Source organism: Octadecabacter sp. B2R22, assembly GCF_018861045.1.
Classification (GTDB): domain Bacteria; phylum Pseudomonadota; class Alphaproteobacteria; order Rhodobacterales; family Rhodobacteraceae; genus Octadecabacter.
Map to the genome: position 1 here is coordinate 236,157 of NZ_JAHKQJ010000002.1, position 20,077 is coordinate 256,233.

At 57.0% G+C, this 20,077-nt stretch carries 22 protein-coding genes; 10 read left to right on the forward strand and 12 right to left on the reverse strand.

The features are described from left to right. Position 1: 1 nt before the first annotated feature. From KO486_RS01265 to cobU, 3 genes are read right to left on the reverse strand one after another with little or no spacing between them, the layout of a single operon-like run. Entirely contained in the window at positions 2-679 is a 678-nt protein-coding gene (locus tag KO486_RS01265; protein ID WP_216035413.1) for a glutathione S-transferase, read from the reverse strand. A gap of 58 nt (positions 680-737) precedes the next feature. Further along, positions 738-1,313, reverse strand: coding sequence for a histidine phosphatase family protein (locus tag KO486_RS01270; RefSeq protein WP_216035414.1), 576 nt, complete (start codon positions 1,311-1,313; stop codon positions 738-740). Then, positions 1,310-1,849, reverse strand: coding sequence for a bifunctional adenosylcobinamide kinase/adenosylcobinamide-phosphate guanylyltransferase (gene cobU / locus KO486_RS01275; RefSeq protein WP_216035415.1), 540 nt, complete (start codon positions 1,847-1,849; stop codon positions 1,310-1,312). The genes KO486_RS01270 and cobU overlap by 4 nt, the downstream gene beginning before the upstream one ends. A 158-nt stretch (positions 1,850-2,007) precedes the next feature. Between cobU and coaBC the strand changes: the two genes are divergently transcribed. The 5 genes from coaBC to KO486_RS01300 all read left to right on the forward strand — a co-directional run bounded on the left by coaBC (position 2,008) and on the right by KO486_RS01300 (position 7,547). After that, a complete protein-coding gene (gene coaBC, locus KO486_RS01280; RefSeq protein WP_216035416.1) occupies positions 2,008-3,204 on the forward strand; it encodes a bifunctional phosphopantothenoylcysteine decarboxylase/phosphopantothenate--cysteine ligase CoaBC in 1,197 nt (398 codons plus the stop codon). Then, positions 3,204-3,656 carry a dUTP diphosphatase gene (gene dut, locus KO486_RS01285; RefSeq protein ID WP_216035417.1) on the forward strand — a complete coding sequence of 151 codons (453 nt, stop codon included), beginning with the start codon at positions 3,204-3,206 and terminating at the stop codon, positions 3,654-3,656. The genes coaBC and dut overlap by 1 nt, the downstream gene beginning before the upstream one ends. Before the next feature lie 4 nt (positions 3,657-3,660). Beyond that, on the forward strand, positions 3,661-4,707 hold the full coding sequence (gene moeB, locus KO486_RS01290; RefSeq protein WP_216035418.1) for a molybdopterin-synthase adenylyltransferase MoeB: 1,047 nt from the start codon (positions 3,661-3,663) through the stop codon (positions 4,705-4,707). Further along, on the forward strand, positions 4,686-5,447 hold the full coding sequence (locus tag KO486_RS01295; RefSeq protein ID WP_303435612.1) for a hypothetical protein: 762 nt from the start codon (positions 4,686-4,688) through the stop codon (positions 5,445-5,447). The genes moeB and KO486_RS01295 overlap by 22 nt, the downstream gene beginning before the upstream one ends. 87 nt (positions 5,448-5,534) lie before the next feature. Then, entirely contained in the window at positions 5,535-7,547 is a 2,013-nt protein-coding gene (locus KO486_RS01300) for a M3 family metallopeptidase (protein ID WP_216035420.1), read from the forward strand. On the opposite strand, the gene KO486_RS01305 is transcribed toward KO486_RS01300, so the two are convergent. Further along, entirely contained in the window at positions 7,544-8,083 is a 540-nt protein-coding gene (locus KO486_RS01305; protein ID WP_216035421.1) for an SH3 domain-containing protein, read from the reverse strand. The two genes, KO486_RS01300 and KO486_RS01305, sit on opposite strands and share 4 nt — an antisense overlap. A 108-nt stretch (positions 8,084-8,191) precedes the next feature. On the opposite strand from KO486_RS01305, the gene KO486_RS01310 reads away from it, so the two are divergent. Next, complete coding sequence (locus KO486_RS01310; RefSeq protein WP_216035422.1) at positions 8,192-9,178, forward strand: D-glycerate dehydrogenase; 987 nt, start codon at positions 8,192-8,194, stop codon at positions 9,176-9,178. A 20-nt stretch (positions 9,179-9,198) separates the two neighbouring features. Here the strand turns inward: KO486_RS01310 and KO486_RS01315 are convergent, their stop codons facing one another. Beyond that, the gene (locus KO486_RS01315) at positions 9,199-9,834 is read right to left on the reverse strand and encodes a hypothetical protein (RefSeq protein ID WP_216035423.1); all 636 of its coding nucleotides are present in this window, start codon (positions 9,832-9,834) and stop codon (positions 9,199-9,201) included. A gap of 164 nt (positions 9,835-9,998) precedes the next feature. Continuing rightward, positions 9,999-10,199, reverse strand: a complete 201-nt coding sequence (locus tag KO486_RS01320) for a hypothetical protein (RefSeq protein WP_216035424.1) — start codon at positions 10,197-10,199, stop codon at positions 9,999-10,001. 359 nt (positions 10,200-10,558) lie between these two features. On the opposite strand from KO486_RS01320, the gene KO486_RS01325 reads away from it, so the two are divergent. Next, positions 10,559-13,069, forward strand: a complete 2,511-nt coding sequence (locus KO486_RS01325) for an FAD-dependent oxidoreductase (RefSeq protein ID WP_216035425.1) — start codon at positions 10,559-10,561, stop codon at positions 13,067-13,069. After that, on the forward strand, positions 13,023-13,484 hold the full coding sequence (locus tag KO486_RS01330) for a DUF6636 domain-containing protein (protein ID WP_216035426.1): 462 nt from the start codon (positions 13,023-13,025) through the stop codon (positions 13,482-13,484). Before KO486_RS01325 ends, KO486_RS01330 begins: the two co-directional genes overlap by 47 nt. 41 nt (positions 13,485-13,525) lie before the next feature. Here KO486_RS01330 and KO486_RS01335 read toward each other — a convergent pair whose 3' ends face one another. After that, a complete protein-coding gene (locus KO486_RS01335) occupies positions 13,526-13,963 on the reverse strand; it encodes an EF-hand domain-containing protein (protein ID WP_216035427.1) in 438 nt (145 codons plus the stop codon). 88 nt (positions 13,964-14,051) lie between these two features. After that, positions 14,052-15,020, reverse strand: coding sequence for a phosphotransferase (locus KO486_RS01340; protein WP_216035428.1), 969 nt, complete (start codon positions 15,018-15,020; stop codon positions 14,052-14,054). A gap of 187 nt (positions 15,021-15,207) precedes the next feature. Between KO486_RS01340 and KO486_RS01345 the strand changes: the two genes are divergently transcribed. Continuing rightward, the gene (locus KO486_RS01345; RefSeq protein ID WP_216035429.1) at positions 15,208-15,750 is read left to right on the forward strand and encodes a Hint domain-containing protein; all 543 of its coding nucleotides are present in this window, start codon (positions 15,208-15,210) and stop codon (positions 15,748-15,750) included. 9 nt (positions 15,751-15,759) lie between these two features. Here the strand turns inward: KO486_RS01345 and KO486_RS01350 are convergent, their stop codons facing one another. Genes KO486_RS01350 through KO486_RS01360 form a run of 3 tightly spaced genes read right to left on the reverse strand, consistent with a single transcriptional unit; the run spans position 15,760 to position 17,551 of the window. Further along, positions 15,760-16,137, reverse strand: a complete 378-nt coding sequence (locus KO486_RS01350; RefSeq protein WP_216035430.1) for a hypothetical protein — start codon at positions 16,135-16,137, stop codon at positions 15,760-15,762. Positions 16,138-16,139: 2 nt separating this feature from the next. Next, positions 16,140-17,216, reverse strand: coding sequence for an FAD-dependent oxidoreductase (locus KO486_RS01355; protein ID WP_216035431.1), 1,077 nt, complete (start codon positions 17,214-17,216; stop codon positions 16,140-16,142). Positions 17,217-17,218: 2 nt separating this feature from the next. After that, positions 17,219-17,551 (reverse strand): hypothetical protein, encoded by a 333-nt coding sequence (locus tag KO486_RS01360; protein ID WP_252734448.1) that lies wholly within the window; start codon positions 17,549-17,551, stop codon positions 17,219-17,221. Positions 17,552-17,746: 195 nt separating this feature from the next. Between KO486_RS01360 and KO486_RS01365 the strand changes: the two genes are divergently transcribed. Further along, entirely contained in the window at positions 17,747-18,862 is a 1,116-nt protein-coding gene (locus tag KO486_RS01365; protein ID WP_216035433.1) for a YHYH protein, read from the forward strand. An 89-nt stretch (positions 18,863-18,951) separates the two neighbouring features. Here KO486_RS01365 and KO486_RS01370 read toward each other — a convergent pair whose 3' ends face one another. Further along, on the reverse strand, positions 18,952-20,043 hold the full coding sequence (locus KO486_RS01370; RefSeq protein WP_216035434.1) for a BMP family ABC transporter substrate-binding protein: 1,092 nt from the start codon (positions 20,041-20,043) through the stop codon (positions 18,952-18,954). Between the last annotated feature and the right edge of the window lie 34 nt (positions 20,044-20,077).

The following is a 20,077-nucleotide window of genomic DNA, read 5'->3' on the forward strand; positions in this document are numbered from 1 at the left end:
ATTAGGGAAACGGAAAAGCGCAGCGTTCCAGTGCCATATCGTATTGGGGCAGCTCGGTATCCAACATAAGTCCATCTTTGCGCCATTGCTGCACAGCAGGGTGGGACAGTTGGGCCGTGACATAGGCCTTGGCAGTTTCCGAGACGGGCAGATCATAGCCGGCGATGCGGATCGCAACAGGAGCAAAAAAGGCATCCACGAGTCCGTATTCGCCAAATAGAAATGGACCGCTGGACGCGTTGAGTGCCGAGCTCCAGACCGCATCGATCCGCGAAAGGTCTGCTTTGACAGCCTCGCTGGGGACGAAGCCAAGCCACCCCGTTGCGAGATTCATCGGGCAATCTCCGCGTAGGGCCGTAAACCCGCTGTGCATTTCCGCGATCAAACTCTGGGCTTGTGCGCGAGCAATTGGATCGGTTGGCAAAAGTCCGCGGTCAGGGAAGGCATCTGCCAAACCCCAGCAGATCGATAGACTATCTGCCCAGATGCCGCCTTCCGGTGTCCTGACCGTTGGAACGGTCCGGTTGCCGCCGAATTTTGCGACATCATCATAGAAGGAATCGCCATAAAGTAACGTGTCGTGCACGGTGACAGGAATATCGTGGACCGCAAATGGAAGCCAGCCGCGCAGCGACCAACTTGAATATAAACGTTGTCCGATCAAAAGGTTATAGGTCATGATGGTAGTCTGTCAGATTTGCAATGACCGATCAAATTGCAATTTGTGTGCTTTGGCGTCACGGGACGTGATTTATGCGGGCAACGCCAGCCGTCGGGCGCATCTGTATTTCGGTGATCGAATAGTTGTCGATCCGGTGAGACAGGGTGCGAAAAGGTGTGATGCCGGCGGCGCGTTGTACTTGGGATAAGATGGCCCCGAAATGGGCGACGGCGATGATGTCGCGGCGCGGGTGCTCTGCAATGACGGAGTGTATGTCTTGGGTGACGCGATCGGCCGCAGCATTCCAGCTTTCACCATTCGGCGGAGCAATATCACCAGGTGTTTCCCAATAGGCGCGCGACAGGTCAGGCCATTTTTCGGCAACGTCACTAAAGTGCATTCCGTCCCAATCTCCGAAATCGAATTCGCGCAATCCAGCGCGGTGGGGCAATCGGGTGCGCCCGTTTTCAAGTGCGGTCGCGGTGTCGATTGAGCGGCTCAGGTCGGAGGACACGAGTAAGGCATTCTGAGGCAGGGCAGCGGTCAGTCGCTTGATTTGGGCGGTGTCGCTCAGGTCGGCGGGTATGTCACGATGGCCGACAAAACTACGCGCATGGGTGGGCGCGTGGCGAACCCAAAAGATGACCGTCACGGTAATGTTCCCTTCAGAACTTGAGGCAGCCCGGCGATCACCTGCACCACCAACCCCGCTTGTGCGGCGAGCCGTTGGTTGAGCCGCCCTTGCGCATTTCGGAACTGCCGCGAGAGCGCGTTGTCTGGCACGATGCCGTTACCGACCTCGTTTGAGACCACGACGATTTGGGCGTGGCAGGCGGTGAGGGCTGTCATCAGCGCCGTCATGGCAGTGTCGAGATCTTGATCGGCCAAGAGGACATTCGACAGCCAAAGGGTGGCACAATCTAGGAGCACGATTTCGTCTGGCGTCCGTTCGGAAAGCGCAGGCCCTAAATCGAGGTGGGCCTCGATTGTTAACCAATTTTCCCCCCGTTGCAGGCGGTGGGTCTTAATCTTGTCCCGCATTTCATCGTCAAAAGCCTGTGCCGTGGCGATGTAGGTTTTCGGCTTACCCGCTTGAAAACACAGGCTTTCCGCAAAGCCTGATTTACCAGACGCGGCACCCCCTAGGACAAGTGTGATATCGGGTAAGGACACAGGCAATGCTTTCATTCGGTCTCAGCTTTGGACACAGCTAACCAGAACAGGCGAAAAAGCAAAGTGTTGTCCGGTTAGGAGAGCGTTGCAAGCCGCACGTCTAACCCTTCGTTTCTGCTGGTTCTTTTGAGACCCAGAGCCTAATCTTTGCCCGTAAATTGAAGGGCAGGCATATGGCTGACACGCACGGCAAGAAAATATTGCTTATCATTGGCGGCGGGATTGCGGCGTTCAAATCACTGGATTTGATCCGTCGTCTGCGTGAACGCGGCCATGTGGTGACTCCTGTTTTGACGAAGGCAGCGGCAGAATTTGTGACTCCGCTTAGCGTGTCAGCGCTGGCGGGTGAGAAAGTCTATCAGGATTTGTTCGATCTCAACGATGAGGCCGAGATGGGCCATATCGAGCTAAGTCGCGCTGCCGATCTGGTTGTGGTTGCCCCTGCGACGGCGGACCTGATGGGCAAGATGGCGGCTGGGTTGGCCAATGATCTGGCGTCGACGTTGCTGATGGCGACGGACAAACGAGTGTTGATTGCGCCCTCGATGAACGTTCGGATGTGGGATCATCCTGCGACGCAGCGCAATTTGTCGACTTTGCTGGGGGATGGTATTTTGACGTCAGGACCCAATGAGGGCGATATGGCCTGTGGTGAATTTGGTTTTGGCCGCATGGCCGAACCGATGGAGATTGTTGGCGCGATCGAAGCGGCGGTGAATGATGGCCCGCTTAAAGGCAAGCATATTCTGGTGACGTCTGGCCCGACCCATGAGCCGATTGACCCCGTGCGCTACATCGCAAACAGGTCTTCGGGGGCGCAGGGGGCTGCGATTGCACGCGCACTTTTGGCGCTTGGGGCGCGGGTGACGTTTGTCAGCGGACCAGCGGATGTGCCGGCTCCGATGGGGGTGGATTTGGTCGCGGTCGAAACGGCGGCTGAGATGCTGGCCGCAGTTGAAAGCGCGAAGGACGTTGATGCAGGCATTTTTGCCGCTGCCGTTGCGGATTGGCGGGTGGCCAGCGCGTCAGACGAAAAGATTAAGAAAGACGGCAACGGGCTGCCTGTGCTGGAGTTTGCGGAAAACCCAGACATTCTGGCTCAGTTTTGTGCTTCGGCGACGCGCCCGAAATTGGTTGTCGGTTTTGCTGCCGAAACACAAAATGTGATCGAGAACGCGACCGCCAAACGTAAGCGGAAAGGGTGCGATTGGATCGTTGCCAATGACGTTTCCCCCGTGACGGGTATCATGGGCGGATCAGAAAACGACGTGACCCTGATTACCGCAGACGGAGCCGAAGATTGGCCGCGAATGGGCAAGGATCAAGTGTCTCAAAAGCTGGCGGAAAAGATTGCCGAGGCTTTGAGCTGATGGTCGCGATCCGGATTGAATGGCTGGAGGGCGCGGACCAGAGCCTTGGCTTGCCTGTCTATGCGACTGCAGGCGCGGCAGGGGCAGACGTGCGAGCAAATTTTGAGGGTGGCCAAGGGGTTACGCTAGATGCGGGCGCACGGCTATTGATCCCGACCGGGCTGCGCATCGCAATTCCAAGCGGGTTTGAAGTGCAGGTTCGGCCACGGTCTGGGCTTGCTCTGAAGCACGGGATTACATTGCCAAACAGCCCAGGAACGATCGACAGTGACTATCGCGGGCCATTGGGGGTCATCGTGCAGAATGGCGGATCGGAGCCGTTTGAGGTCACCCATGGAATGCGAATCGCTCAGCTGGTGGTCGCGCCTGTGGTGCAGGCCCGTTTTGAGGTCGCCAGTTTGGACGATACAGTTCGTGGATCTGGCGGGTTCGGATCGACGGGGACGGGTTGACGCGATGATGCTTGTGTTGGCCTTGGCGGCGGTGATCTGGGCCGGTGGTTGGGCGCTGAACGTGCCACGCGTCGTGCGGGCTGCGTTGGTCGGGGTGCTGTTGGCGGCGGTGATCGTGATGCAGCTGACTTTGCCGGACGGCCACCCGATAAGGGAGGCGACGGGCGGCGGCGCTGCGCTGTGGATTTCTCTTATTATTGGCTTTTTTGTCGTGTATGGATATGGTTTTTTGCTGTCACGGCTGCGCCGTAAGGCGCTGCGGTCTGAGGGTAAAGCGGTCGAGGTTGAGCCTCAGGTCGGGCCATTTAGTGATGCTGAACTTCAGCGGTATGCGCGACATATCGTGTTGCGCGAAATCGGTGGTGCTGGGCAGAAGGCGCTAAAAGACGCGCGTGTCTTGGTGGTTGGTGCAGGTGGTTTGGGCGCGCCCGCTTTGCAGTATTTGGCGGCGGCTGGCGTTGGTACAATCGGTGTGATTGACGACGATGAGGTCGATAATTCCAACCTGCAACGCCAAGTGATCCATACATTTGAGCGCATCGGGATGCCCAAGGTGCAGTCAGCGCAGCGTGCGCTTGAGGCGCTTAACCCAGACATCACTGTGCAGCCGTATCAGCGCCGTTTAACGCAGGATATCGCGACCGACTTAGTGTCCGACTATGATCTGGTGCTGGACGGAACAGACAACTTTGACACGCGGTATTTGGTGAATGAGGTCTGCACAAAGGCCGGTGTTCCGTTGATCGCGGCGGCGCTGACCCAGTGGGAAGGCCAGATCAGCCTTTACGACCCAAAAAACGGAACACCCTGTTATCAATGTGTTTTCCCAGAACGACCTGACCCATCGTTAGTGCCAAGTTGTGCCGAAGGTGGTGTGTTGGGCCCGCTTCCTGGTGTTGTCGGGGCGATGATGGCGGTTGAAGCCGTTAAGGCGATCACGGGCGCAGGCGAGGGGCTGCGCGGGCGGTTGCTGATTTATGACGCGCTCTACGCCGAGACCCGCATCATTACTGTGAAGCCACGAGAAGGGTGCCCGATTTGCGCTGGCTAGGACGCGGTTTTGTTTTCGTGCTTTTGACGGTCCTGACGCAAGTTGGGGGGCTGGCATATTTGGTCGCGCTTGCGACGCGGCGAAAGCTATTGGTGTTCGTTCTGGCCTACGCTGCGGTCTGGGGCGGCGTTCAGATCGCGGCTCCGTTGGTCGGACGGGTCGCGTTGCCTTGCTTTGGGGAACCACTGCGGATGCAATCGCCGCTTTATTGCGGATTAATGCGCAATTTCGTGACGGCGGAGCTCGCCGATGTGGCGCAGGATGTGGCGCAGAACATGGCTGAGGGGTATTCAGGCACGGTGACTTTGGCGCTGGATGGAAGTTTTCCGTTCTTTGATGGATTTCCACTGCTGCCGCATCTGTCTCACGACGACGGAGAGAAGCTGGATCTGGCGTTCTATTATCAGGATGAAAAAGGGTACTTGCCCGCCGCGACCCGAAGCCCGCTGGGGTATTTCGCATTTGAGGCATTGCGCGATGGGGCCGTGGACGACACTTGCCCCGCGACGTGGGCCACCATGCGCTGGGATCTACGCTGGTTGCAGGGGATTTGGGCGGATCATGACCTTGACCAGACACGCACCGCAGCGTTGATCCGGCTGCTTGCTGCGGATCAGCGTGTTGCAAAGATATTTGTTGAACCGCCTTTAGGGCAATCAATGGGGCTGGCTGACCCGAAGCTGCGGTTTCAGGGCTGCCGCGCGGCGCGTCACGATGATCACATACATCTGCAACTTTAGGCCGTCGGGATAAATTTCGCGAATTATCAACTTGTCGGTGGAAGGTCAGGGCTTGGCTACTTAGGTTAAGTCCAAAGGAGAATTTCCATGACAAACCCGTTGCGTGCCCCGTGGGACACCCCGTTCGAATTGCCCCCGTTTGCCCTGATTGAGGATGCGCATTTTGCGCCTGCTTTGGATGAGGCACTGGTTGAGGCACGTGCCTCGATTGCAGCGATTTGTGATGGCTCCGAGCCGACGTTTGAAAACACGGTTGAGGCCTTGGCGCTGGCGGATGCGCCGCTGGAAAAGGCGCTCGCTCCGTTCTTTGCAATGGCGGGTGCCGACAGCAATGACGCGCGCGAAGCTTTGATGCGGGATTTCTCTCCGCTTTTGTCTGCTTATTCGAGCGAGATTACGGCCAACGCGGAATTGTTCGCGCGGATTGAGGCCGTCTGGGACACGCGCGATACGCTGGACCTCACGGATGAGCAGCAGCGGGTGTTGATGTTGTTGCACCGTGGGTTTGTGCGCTCTGGGGCGCAGTTGAAGGGCGCTGAAGCGGATCGATTGGCCGCCGTAAATCAACGGCTTAGCGTGTTGGGTACCGAGTTTACCCAGAACCTTTTGGCCGATGAACGCAGCTGGTTCATGGCGCTTGGTGACACGTCCGGTCTGCCGGATTTCGTGATTGCAGCGGCTAAATCCGCGGGCGAAGAAAAGGATGCGGGCGGGCCTGTTGTGACACTGTCGCGGTCCTTGATCGTGCCGTTCTTGCAGTTTTCTGACCGTCGTGACTTGCGAGAAAAGGCCTATGAGGCGTGGACAGCACGCGGCGCGAATGGGGGCGATACAGACAACCGCGCCATTGCCGCCGAGATTTTGGCGCTGCGCCATGAAAGGGCGCACTTGCTCGGCTATGAGAATTTCGCAACCTACAAACTGGAAACCGAAATGGCGGGCACGCCGGATGCGGTACGTGATCTGTTGATGCAGGTTTGGACGCCAGCAAAGGCAAGTGCCGAAGCGGACGCGAAAATCTTGGAAGAGATGCTGGTCGCTGATGGCCAGCCTGCACCTTTTCAGCCTTGGGACTGGCGTTATTACAGTGAAAAACGCCGCGCCGCCGAGCATGATTTGAACGAAGCAGAGCTGAAGCCCTATTTGCAGCTGGATCGCATGATCGAGGCGGCGTTCGACTGTTCGAACCGCTTGTTCGGGCTGGAGTTCTCGCCCATCGATGCGCCGCTTTACCATGAGGATTGCCGAGCGTGGGAGGTAACCCGCGACGGCAAACATATGGCCGTATTTATTGGCGATTACTTTGCCCGTGGGTCCAAACGATCAGGGGCGTGGTGTTCTGCCATGCGTAGCCAACAGAAACTGGCGGGGGATATCCGTCCGCATGTGATCAACGTCTGTAATTTTGCCAAGCCGCCAGCGGGCGAACCAGCGCTGTTGTCTTATGACGATGCGCGCACGTTGTTCCATGAATTCGGCCATGCGCTGCATCAGATGTTGTCTGACGTAAGCTATGAAAGCATTTCGGGCACGTCCGTAGCGCGTGATTTCGTTGAACTTCCCAGCCAGCTTTATGAACACTGGCTTGAAGTGCCTGAAGTGTTGGAAGAATTCGCAACCCATGCCGAAACCGGTGAAGCGATGCCGCGTGACTTGCTGGACCGGATGCTCGGTGCTGCGACCTATGACATGGGCTTTAGCACGGTTGAATATGTGGCAAGCGCGATGGTTGATCTGGCGTTCCACGACGGTCCGCCCCCTGCCGATCCGATGCAGAAACAGGCCGAAGTTCTTGAGGGTTTGGGCATGCCAAGCGCAATCCGCATGCGCCACGCGACCCCACACTTTGCCCATGTATTTGCGGGCGACGGATATTCATCGGGCTATTACAGCTACATGTGGTCCGAAGTGATGGATGCGGATGCGTTCCAAGCGTTTGAAGACAATGGCGGCCCGTTTGACCCAAAGATGGCGAAAAAGCTGGAGAAATTCATCCTATCCGCTGGCGGATCGGAAGACGCGGCGGTTCTGTACAAAAAGTTCCGTGGCTCAATGCCGGATGCAACGGCTTTGCTGAAAGGACGGGGGCTGGCGGTTTAGTCGCGCAGCTCGTCCGCGCCGACACCAAATAAAGCGGCTTTCGGGGCCCAGCCACGATAGCCGCCCGCGCTGAGGCGGCACCATTCGGCGCCGCATTCGCCAAGGTCGGCAATTACGCCGAGTTCGAGCATGGCAACTTCGGTCGCATCAGGCAGGGGTTGATTGCGCAGCACCAACAGGTCGCTGTCGATGATTACAGTGCGATTGCCGGAGATCAGGGAATAGTGAACCCAGCCGCCCATGCCTTCGCGATCAACGACGCGGCGCCAGTGGCCATATTCACCGACCACACGCAGCGGCATGTCACGACGTTGAAAAACCCAGTCGATACGATGGGACAGAGACGGGCCGCGTCGAATATTCGCCTCATTGGCTTTCAAGGAAACATAGCGCGGCATTGGCAAATTGGTCACGGGGCCACGGTCACCTTGGACGGCGGTGATCGGCGTGATGACGGCCTCTTGAGTTTGTTGCGCGGCGACGGGTGCGGCGATTGCCACGGCCAAAGCGACCCACAAGATGCGTGCTAACTTCATTTTACTGCCCTCGGTCGGTCTGAATTATTATGGTGGTTCTTGTGCCACCGGACCTTTGCAGGCAATTTGTCAGGAGTGGCCCGTTCGGGCAAGCAAGGAGAACAATTCATGCCAAGCAAACGCCTAAGTGTTACCGTCACGCGACGGTTGCCAGACGCAGTCGAAACGCGGATGCGGGAATTGTTCGATGTCACCCTGCGTGAGGACGATACTCCGATGACGCCCGCCGAATTGGTTGCGGCCATGCAAACCTGTGATGTGCTGGTCCCGACCGTAACAGACGAGATCAACGCCAAGGTGATCGGCCAAGCCGGTGAGCGGTTGAAACTCATCGCGAATTACGGCGCTGGGGTTGATCATATTGACGTTCAGACGGCGCGCCAGCGTGGCGTTTTGGTGTCCAACACGCCAGGTGTTGTGACTGACGATACAGCGGATATGACAATGGCGCTGATTTTGGCGGTGACGCGGCGCATCCCTGAAGGACTGGCGCTGATGCAGTCAGGTGATTGGGACGGATGGGCACCGACGGCGCTGATGGGTGGCCGTATTGCGGGGCGTCGTTTGGGCATTTTGGGGATGGGCCGTATTGGCCAAGCTGTCGCCAAACGCGCCCGCGCCTTTGGGATGCAAATTCACTACAACAACCGCCGTCGCCTGCGCCCCGAGGTGGAAGACCAGCTAGATGCCACATGGTGGGACAGCCTGGATCAGATGGTGGCGCGGATGGATATCATCTCGATCAATTGCCCACATACGCCTGCGACGTTCCATTTGATGAATGCGCGGCGGCTGAAGCTGATGAAACCGGATGCGGTGATCGTGAACACCGCCCGCGGTGAGGTGATCGACGAAAATGCCCTGACGCGCATGCTGCGGGCTGGCGAAATCGCGGGGGCCGGACTGGATGTCTATGAGAACGGCACCGACATTAATCCACGCATGCGCGAACTAAAGAACGTCGTGCTTTTGCCCCATATGGGGTCGGCAACTGTCGAAGGTCGCGTCGAAATGGGCGAGAAGGTTTTGTTGAATATCAAGACCTTCGATGACGGTCACCGCCCGCCGGACTTGGTCGTTCCAGCGATGATGTGATCGCCCGCTTAGGTCTGAAGTCAGCGCGGCCAGCTTTTGACGATTTTGCCCTGTCGGCGTTCGACCTCCATCAAGCTGATATAATTTTGCATGGAGTGATCCTCGCCGGGGTTGTTGGCGGGCGGGTGCATGACTTCGGTATTGCCAACACGGCGAAACCCGAAATGTTTGGGCGGCATGTGGCACACGGTGTCGTCGTTGCGCACGACATTCAGGACAAGACCTTCGTGGGTCAGGCGCGCGCGTCCGCGACGGGGCATGGGGGACGCAAAGCCAATCGCGGGAACGCCGTAGATGCAGCCCAAGATCTGTGCCGCTGCCGCGCCGAGGCTGTGGCCGACGATGAATGACGGTTTGCCCGACCCGACCTTATTGGCGATTACTGAGGCATGATTGGCAAATCCCTTGTGCCAGATCGCATTGCCTGCGGCCTTGCCCATCTTGTCCCAACCGATTTTGGCTTTGCCCGTTACCAGATTGGATTTCGTGTAATCGATCAGCTCATTGCTGCCTGGAATGACCAGCGTGTTGTCGGCCAGCAAATAGGCTTGGACGTGGCCTTCGTTCACCGTGAGGCGGATAGGGGGCAAATGCGAACGCCCCTTATAACTGTTGTCGACCAAACGCGCGGCGGTCATCAAATCCATTTTTCGCATGTCATTGCTCCCCATCGGTTGCCTTAGGGTCAACCGAAAGGAAGCACATGTCGAGTGGGGTTTCCCGCACCCAAAGCATTAAGAGACGTTGATCAAGAGGCCGTCCAGTTGGCAGGCCGGATCATTCGGTAATGGCCCGCGTGAACGGACCCAACGGGATGCGCTTATTGCGACATCGACATCGTTGAGAAACGCATGAAGTCGTTTTCAGCGCGCACACCGACAGGGGTGGGCGTATAGCTGTCCGCCGGTTCAAACCCGGAATACAGCGCATCATTTGTATCCAGACGGGACGTGATTTCGGGCGGCGTGCATGCGCCCAACAACAAAGCAGCGCAAAGCGCTGTTAAACAATTACGTGTCATACCTGCTCTCCTCGTGGGGCTGCTTATATACAGCTCTCTCACGTTACTCTGACGTCAACTTAGTGAGTTTCGGTCATTTTGCCAATGGAAACTGCGCCGGAGGGTCGGCCTGTATCAATTGTGCACCATGACTAATCCTTTGGTAAAAAATGATTTTCACGCTCTGATTGTTTTGGGTGACGTAAGGATACCTTTGGATGCCTTACCCATATTGATTGGGCGGACAGCTTGGGGCGCGCGGCGCAATCATAAATAATTGGAAGTGTGGGTCGGTTTTGGTGCGTTTCGCGTCGGGTCGGTTTGGCGTGGCGCGTATGATTAGGGCAAATTACGCAGGAACACGTCAGGGAATCGGTGAAATGAAAACAACTGTCAAAGCTTTGGTCGTCGGTGGCGGTGCCGTCGGAACATCAATTGCCTATCATCTTGCAAAGGCGGGATGGGATGACGTCATGCTGCTGGAACGCGATGAGCTGACGTCTGGGTCCACATGGCACGCGGCGGGGCTGCTGCCTTTGTTTAACATGTCTTATGCCACGACCCACATTCACAAATACTCGGTCGATTTCTACAAAACGTTGGAAGAAGAAACAGGGCTAAACGCGGGCTTTGCGGTGGTGGGCAATCTGCGCATGGCCCAGACCAAGGAACGCATGGAAGAATACATGCTTTATGCGTCCACGGCGGAAACTTGTGATGTGCCGTTTGAATGGCTCACAGCGGATGAGATTAAGGAACGCTGGCCACTGATCAATTGCGAGGACCTTGAGGGCGCGATTTATCACACCGAGGACGGCTACATTAACCCAGCCGACGTGACGATGGCGATGGCCAAGGGCGCGCGCCAACGTGGCGTGATGATCGAACGCAAATGGCAGGCGGATGCGTTCAATTGGAACGGCGATGCATGGGACGTGACCTGCACCAAGATGGTCGAAAAGGGCGGCAACCTCGTGCCCAGCGATGAGCAGATTGTGATTACGGCAGAACATGTCGTGACGGCAAGCGGCAACCACGCGCAGCGTACGGCCAAGATGCTGGGAATCAAGATGCCTGCCATCCCCGTTGAACACCAGTTCATCGTGATGGATCAGGACGCGGATCTTGTGAAATACCGTGCTGAGGGCAATGCAGAACACCCTGTTGTACGCGATGCGGATGCGCAGTCTTACGTGCGCGAAGAACGTGGTGGTTGGATCTTGGGTGTCTATGAAAAAGGCGCGCCTGCTGTGTTTGAACACGGCGTGCCAGACAGTTTCCGTGCCGACCTGTTCCAGCTTGATCTGGAGCGTATCGAAGAGCAATACATGGCGATGATCCACCGTGTTCCATCCTGCGAAGACAGCGGGTTGAAGGATGATTTCAACGGTCCGATTTGTTACACGCCGGATGGAAATCCGTTGGTTGGTCCCGCACCGGGTTTGCGTAACATGTGGCTGGCCGAAGGGTTCTCATTCGGGATCACTGCCGCTGGGGGCACGGGGTATTACCTTGCGCAGATGATGGTCGATGGTGAGGCCGAGATCGACATGGCGAGCCTTGATCCAAAACGTTACGGCGACTGGATGACGACCGAGTTCGCGGCGCGTAAGAATGAGGAATGCTACGACCACGTCTATATTCTGCACCACCCAGATGAAGAACGCCCAGCCTGCCGTCCGCTTCGCACGGCACCCGCCTATGACCGCCAAAAAGCGCGCGGCGCCCAGTTTGGGTTTGTGAACGGTTGGGAACGCCCGAATTATTTCGGGCCGTTAGATGCGCCTGACAGCTTCGATCACGACGCGCGATCCTTCCGCCGTGGCGAATGGTGGCAACACGCTGTGGATGAGGCAAAGGCGATCCGTGAAGGGGTTGGCCTGATCGACGCTACAGCCTTTACCAAACATATCGTCAAAGGCGCGGGCGCTGCGGCGTTTCTGGATTGGTTCACGACCAATAAACTGCCCCGCGTCGGCCGCATCAACCTGACCTATGCGCTGACATCTCACGGGACGACGCGCACGGAATACACGATTGTGCGTTTGTCCGAAGACGAGTTCTATTTGGTGAGTGCTGGCGCGTGGACAGATTATGACGCTGATTTCTTGCGCAAGGCGATTGAGGACAAAGAGCCGGAGTATGGCCGTATCGAATGCCAGAACGTGACGACCCAGTGGGGTGTCTTCGCGATTGCTGGGCCAAAATCTCGTGATGTGTTGAACGCGGTTATCAATGATGCCGATCCAGAGACTGCGCTGACCAACAAGCGGTTCCCGTGGTTGTCAGCAAAACAGATCGAGTTGGGCATGTGTCCCGTGAATGCGATCCGCGTTGCCTATACCGGTGAGTTGGGCTGGGAATTGCACCACCCGATGGAGATGCAGAACTACCTGTTTGATTTGCTCGAAAAAGCAGGCGAACCACACGGAATGAAACTGGTCGGCGCGCGGGCGCAGAACTGGCTGCGTCAGGAAAAATCCTATCGCGCGTTCGGCACGGAACTTGGCCGCGACGCGACCCCTCTTGAGGCTGATTTACCGCGCTTTGTGGATTTGGAAAAGGACTTCCAAGGCAAAGAAGCGATGGAGAAGATCGGTATTCGATCCAAGTGTGTGACCTTGCTGATCGACGGGCCTGAGGACGCGGACCCATGGGGTCGTGAAGCGTTGATCCATGGCGGGCAAAAGGTCGGGCGCCTGACCTCGGGCGGCTATTCTGTGGCCTTTGGCAAATCCATCGGCATGGGATATCTCCCGCCTGAGTTGTGTGCCGTCGGAACCAAAGTTAAGGTGCGCATGTTCCGTGAGTTGTGGGACGCTGAAGTTGTACAGGACAGCCCCTATGACCCGAAAAACGAAACCATTCGCAAGAACGCTGAGGGCGCTTAGCACCGTTGCACTGATGTTGCTTGTCAGCCCGGTCTGGGCGTTGGGGTTTGCTAGCCCCAGCGGCAATATCAAATGTTACGTGGAGACCTACGGCGAGGATTCGATCATTGAAGCGGACCTCGTTTGTCTGATTTTCGACGCTGCTTGGGACTTACCGCCTGACTATGGTGATGGCGATCCTACGTGCGATTTGGATGAAACACGGACGCTGGTCCTGCCGACGTCTGGGCAGCCTGAGGAACGTTGGACATGCCACGGGGACGTGTTTTGGCCGGCGCCGCTAGCAACGATCAGTTACGGATCCGAATGGTCATTTTATAGCTATACCTGCGCCATGGCTGCCAGCGGAGTGAGTTGCGAGAACCGCAATGGCAACGGGTTTTCCGTTAATCGCGCGGGCCGCACGTTGAACTGATCAACATACGGCCCGTGTTCGAGTGATGAAGGGCTGCCTGCTTAGTGGCTGCCAGGGCCGAAGTCGGCGGATGTGACGCTGCCGTCTTCGTTTTTGTCCAGCATGGCGAACCAGCCTGTGCTGCCTGCAACGAATTCTTCGCGTGTGACGTTGCCGTCGCCATCTGTGTCATTGAAGGTCAGCGTCATGCCTTCCATCATACGACCACCGCCATTGCCGTTGCCGTGACCGCCTGCATTGGCTTCCATGTCGGCTGCGCGGGTTTCATCGAATTGGGCGTATTCTTCGGCGTTCAGCAGGTCGTTTTCATCGTTGTCAAACATGTTGAAAACCATGTCGCGCCGCTCCGTGATTTCTTCAAGCGTGACCGTCGCGTCGCCGTCCAGATCCCAGTTTTCGACAAAGTGTCCACCCGGGGTGCCCTGTGCAAAGGCGGCTGGGGCGGCGAGGGTCAGGACGATTGTGAGAGTGCGTAACATATAAAGCTCCATTGTGTTTATATGTTTAATACGCACATCGGCCGCCTTTTGATCGGGCCAAACTGTCGCAGTGCGATTTGGGGCGGATTTACGCCTTTTGGAACGCGATATCCAAACGTGGCTTTAACTTGCGATACTCGATCCGCTGGACGGGGTGAACGGTATGCCCTTTTCGGGTAATGCCAGCCCAATCGATCAACAGACGACCGCGGATGGCGACGTCAAGAACGTCTTGGTTCACCTTGTGTTTGTAACCTTTGAAAAACATCTCGCGGTGCGTTTTGGTGATGCCCGCGCTGTCGACGCCTTCCAGCGGGGTTTCGCGATGGATGTCACATTTCAGGAAATCAACGATGTCATAGACAGCCATTTTGCGCCGCGCCTCGGTGAAATCAAAGCCGTAGGTCATCCCCGGCCCAAGCATCATGTTTTCGCTGTGAAAATCGCCGTGGGACGTTGCGTGTAGGTCGCTGACGTCGTTCACTTTCTTGAGCTGTTCACGCAGCATGGCGCGCATCAATTCCACCTCGGCGCGGGGCGCCTGCATCTCGTTCGTTTCAAGCAGGACGTCCAATTCCTTGGTCATCCAGTTGCCCCAGAACTTGTTCTTTTTGATCGGCTTATATTCGTGCATCGCATGCAGCCATAGCCCCGCACGACGAAACACCTGACGACGCGTTTGTTCATTCTCGACAGACTGCAGGCGTTCCCCAGCGGTCTTATAGTCCAGAAATTCCGTCACACAGAACTGCCCTGACGGGGACAAATAGACAGGGGTCGCAATGCCGAGTTTCTCATATTTGGCGAAATGCGAGCTGAGGGTCTGCAACTCGGCAAATTCCTTTGCCAAGCGGCCATCGCTGTCGGCTTCGTAGTCCAGTTTCAGCGCATAGACGTCAGACCCAAGTTCGACCCGCCAGACTTGGCGCGTGTTTGGATAGGAGAGGGCCTTATAGATCAGCCGGTGATCGGGCATGCCAGTGAACCCTTTATGGGCGGCAAACTCGCGGATCATTGCATTTACGCGAGAGTCTATAAGGGGCGAGCTGATTGTCATGTGCCTAGTGTTGCGTGTTGCGGCGCTAGGGTCAAACGCTTGTTAATCCAGTGGATTGTTCATCGAAACGCTAAGACCTGACCTAAAATACAGGTAAATTTGTCCGCTTTTGCCACAATTGGGCCAACACTTGGGCGGTTTGCGCCGCTAGATCGTCGGTCGTGTTAGCCAAACAAGGAGGCCACACATGAGATATCAACCGGAATTACAGGCCCTGTCCCCATGGGTGTCCGCCTTTGGCGTCACGCCAGAGACACGTATTTCGACGCCGCTGGGTGAACGCGCGGCCGCTGATCTTGCAGTGGGTGATCTTGTTACGACGCGCGATTACGGCCCCCAGCCGATTACGGACCTGCGTGAGGCCCTTGCCGCTCCATCCGAACGCAACCATTTCCCCGTGCGCATCTCTCAGGGTGCGCTTGGGTTTGGCTTGCCGCATGCCGACTTGACGGTCGGACCGCAACATCGCGTGTTGTTTGAACACATTCGTGTGCCTCTCATGTTTGGCGATGATGCCGTATTTGTGCGAGCTAAATCCCTCGCCGTGAGCCATGATCGCGTGAGCGTGCAGAACAGCCCATGCCCCGTAAGTTTCATTCAGATATCCATTGCCAAGCAAGGTATCATCTTTGCGCAAGGCGTTCCCGTGGAAACGATCATCCATGATGGCGGCTGTGATTTGGGCTATATGACATTGCGGTCATGGGAGCTGATGGCGGCCGTGGCCTAAGGGCGACCCTTAGAAGGTTGAATTGCAGGCCTGCGCCAAAGGGGCGACATCATCATATTGAATGCGGTTAAGAGGGGCTGCGCGCGCCCAATCAACACTCAGCGCAAACGGATCCGAATAGGACATCCGGCGTGCGGCGGTGCTTTCAAGTTGTTGAATGAAATTTTCGACGGCGGGTGAGCCAAACTCTTGGACCATTGCAGACAAAAGGCAGGCCTTGCCGTTGCGATCGGCGGCGGTCCAATCCCGATAGCGCGACCCGCTGCCGTGGAGGACCAAAACCTGTTCGCGGATCGCTTCTTCGGAGATTTCCCAACGCGACAACATATCCGCCTGCGCGGTGCTGGCGAAAAGAGTAATTACGAATCCAAAACAAAGAGCTTTCATGGCTACGTTAGGTAACGTTCTGGCGAAAGCTTGGCAATGATTCCCGCTGGTATATCCGGCTGGCGATCAGCGACCAGATCGGCAACCAACTGGCTTGCTGCGGGGGCGGTTTGGAACCCGTAGCCGCCTTGCCCCGCCATCCAGATGAACGACGCATCGCGCGCGTCTGGCCCAAGCACGAGGTTGCGATCCGGTGAGAAGCTGCGCAAGCCAGCCCAATTGGATAAAAGTCGGGTGACGGGTTCGGTGACATGGGCTTCGTATCGCGCAAGGCCCTCGGCGAGCACCATATCATCGGCCCATGCATCCATAGGCGGCATTGGTGCTTCTTCGGCGGGAGAGACGATCAGGGCGCCTGCGTCGGGTTTGCAATACCAGTTTTCGCCGGTTCCAAACATCATCGGCCAGCTGGACACGTCTAGACCGCCCGGCGCAGGGATGCGCGCCATAGAACGGCGCAGTGGCGTGATGCCTATCGGTGCGATCCCTGCCATTTGGGCCACAACGTCAACCCACGCACCCGCGGCGTTCACAAGGTTCTTGGCGCTCAAGACGTCATCACCGACCGTGACCTCCCAACCGTTCCCCGTGCGGGTTATGCCAGTGACTTCGGCAGAAGTGCGCACCGTTCCGCCAGTCGCGCGGATGTCGCTGGCAAAGTTCTGCACCATGCGGTCGGTGTCTAAATCCCATGCTTCGGCGTGATATCCGGCCCGCGTCACGGTGTCGTTGAGGATCGGCAGCATCGCGCGGGCGTCAGACAAGGAGATGTCGTGCAGGTTCATGGCTTTCAAGTCAGCCTCGAAATCCGCGCCATCGTCTTTGGTGCCGATCAACAGGATGCCACGCGGGCTGGTGACGCCGCCGTGGGCTTCGAAGTGGTGTTGTTTGCTGGCGGTATTCAGCGCGACGGTTGAGGGTGATCCGTAGCATTCTTCGAACATCGCAGCCGAGCGGCCTGAGGCGTGATAGGCCAGCGCGCTTTCACGCTCAAGCACCGTGACTGACCCAAGCAGCGACAGCCGTGCGCCCACAGACACCCCGGCAATACCGCCACCGATAACGAGGAAATCGATCATCGCTAGCGTGCCCAGAGGGAGCGCAAGAACAACCCGATCCCCCCGACCAATAGTATAAGGATCATGAGCAGGTCAAAGGCGCTCATCCGCACGAGGGTGAAGTTGATGCTGGCGATCACACCAACAACCAGCGCGATGATTGATCCGCCTGACAGCAGCCAGCCCAACCAGTTGCGGCTGTTGTAAAAGATCATGCCGACGCCAAAGGCGAAGGGCACAAGAACCAGACCCGTCGTGACCGGAAAGCCGCCAATCGAATACATCTGATTGCCCAGCCCAAACTGGGGCCGCACCATGATCCCCCGCAAGAGAAGATAGCCCCCGGCAATCATCATGATAATCCCCAAAAGAAACGACCCTTCGCCGCCCCTTGTTCCGCCCGCGCCCCGATATGGCATCCTAATACTCCGCTTGTTGTTGCGGGCACATTGAAGGCCTGTTGCAGAAAATTCTAGAAAATTCGTCAGGCAGCGACAAATCTTCGAAGCCGCTGCGTAGAAGACTTATATCAACTGCTAAAGGCACATCACATGACCCAATTTCGGTTCTCCTCGGCTGCGGCCCTCATAGCTCTCGCGCCGTTTGCAGTGCAGGCCCAGATAGAGGGGGCACAGATTTCTTCAGACGCGCTTGTGTCTGAGCCAACGGTGGTGGAATGCACTTTGACAGACGGGAGTGCTGCCTCCTGCCTAGAGATCACAGTTAAGTACCAGCCTGATGACCTTGAAATCGGGCCGTTTTGCCCGGCAACCCTTGAGGACGAAGGCGGCATTTGGGACTGGGACGGCGATGAGGCCGGTCTGTATCGTGTGGACGGTGAGTTCCTTAAGATGCTCGATGAGATGGGGTACCATTTCTACGACGAAGACGGCACGGTCCATGTGTTTGATATCCGCGTGGAAGGGCCGACCGAGGCCAACGAATGTATCAGCGGGTCCGTCGATGAGGCCGTTGAAATGACCATGTTGATCCCGACGACGCCGCAGATGGCCGATGCGCCTGTATCCTTGGGGACCGTGGCAAAGATTGGCATGTCGCTCAGCGGTGTGCCGATTTTCGCAGATGCGCCGAGCGTTCTGGACACAGGCCACATGCCCGCACTGGATGTTTGCGCGGGTCACGTCGATCCGGGTGGGTGGTATCACTACCACGGCACGGCGAGCGATCTGGACACCGTTTATGAGCACAATAATGTCGAAGGGTCCTGTGCCAATGCGGTCCAAGATGCCAAAGCGCAATTCGGCTATGCCTTTGACGGTTTCGCAATCATGGGCAGCCTTGAACATGATGGCAGTGTGCCGCGCGACCTAGATGAATGCGGCGGCCATATGGATGGCGACACCTATCACTACCACTCAACCGGGGAATTCCCGAATCTGCCGACGTGCCTTGTCGGGCTTCAGGCGGAGGATAATTTCAACACCACGGCAGCGGCTGGCATTGGTGCCGCGGGTGGTCCCGGCGGCGGCCAAGGTGGAGGCCGTCCTGATTTTGAGGCCATCGCCTCTGACCTTGGCATTGATGCGCAGCTGTTGATGCAAACCATGCAAGATGCAGGCGGCCCAAATGCAGATTTGGCCGCAGTTGCCGCCAACCTTGGCGTGGATGAAGCCGACTTGCGCGCCGCATTGCCACAACGCCCCTAATACGAACGACCAAGACCACCACTCCCCAAGAACGAGAAAGGCCCGCCAGATTGGCGGGCCTTTCTATCTTACTTTATAGGTCTTGCGACTTATTGTGGGACGTCGCCGGTGATGCCTTCGACATAAAAGCCCATGCCAGCCAGTTCACCCAGATCAGCAGTTTCGCCTTCTGCCAACCAAGCAGAGCCGTCCTGTTTGTTGATCGGGCCAGTGAACGGTTGGTAGTCGCCTGCTGTGATGGACGCCATCAGGGCCTCAGCGGAGGCCTTAACTTCGGCAGGAACCGCATCGGTGATTTCACCAATGCCGACCATGCCAGTGTCCATACCGTCCCATGTGTTCACGCTTTCCCATGTGCCATCCATGACAGCCTGAGTGCGTTCAATGTAATATGGTGCCCAGTTGTCGATGATAGAAGACACGCGCGGCATTGGTGCGAATTCGATCATGTCGGATGCTTGGCCAAAGGTGTAAACCGTAGCGCCTGCTTCGTTTGCTGCTGCTGCCGCCGCTTGTGGAGCGGTGGAATCAGTGTGCTGCAAGATCACGTCGGCGCCTTGTTCGATCAGCGTGTTCGCTGCGTCGGCCTCTTTTGCTGGGTCAAACCATGTGTAGAGCCAGATGATCTTGAACTCGACGTCAGGATTTACCGCTTGCGCGTGAAGGTACGCGGAGTTGATGCCACGGATAACTTCCGGAATTGGCACAGATGCGATGTAACCGATGACGTTGGATTCAGTGATTTGGCCTGCGATGTGGCCCTGAACGGCGCGACCTTCGTAGAAGCGTGCGGAATAAACGGACACGTTGTCGGCCTGTTTGTAGCCTGTCGCATGTTCAAACATCACGTCTGGGAATTGTGCCGCGACGTTGATTGTCGGGTCCATGTAGCCAAAGGATGTTGTGAAAATCAGGTCTGCGCCTTCAAGCGCCATCTGCTGCATCACGCGTTCAGCGTCTGGGCCTTCTGGGACGTTTTCAACGAAGACAGTCTCGACCGCGTCGCCAAAATGCTCTTCTACGGCCAGACGGCTTTCGTTGTGCTCATATGTCCAGCCGCCATCGCCGATGGAACCGACGTAAACAAAGCCGACTTTCAGTGGCTCGTGGCCGTCAGCAGATGCCATACCGCCCAACATGGCTGTTGCCGCAGCGCTGGCCAAAAGTGTTCTTCTCAACATGTGAAATCCCCCTGTGGATTCATTTAGGTTTGGT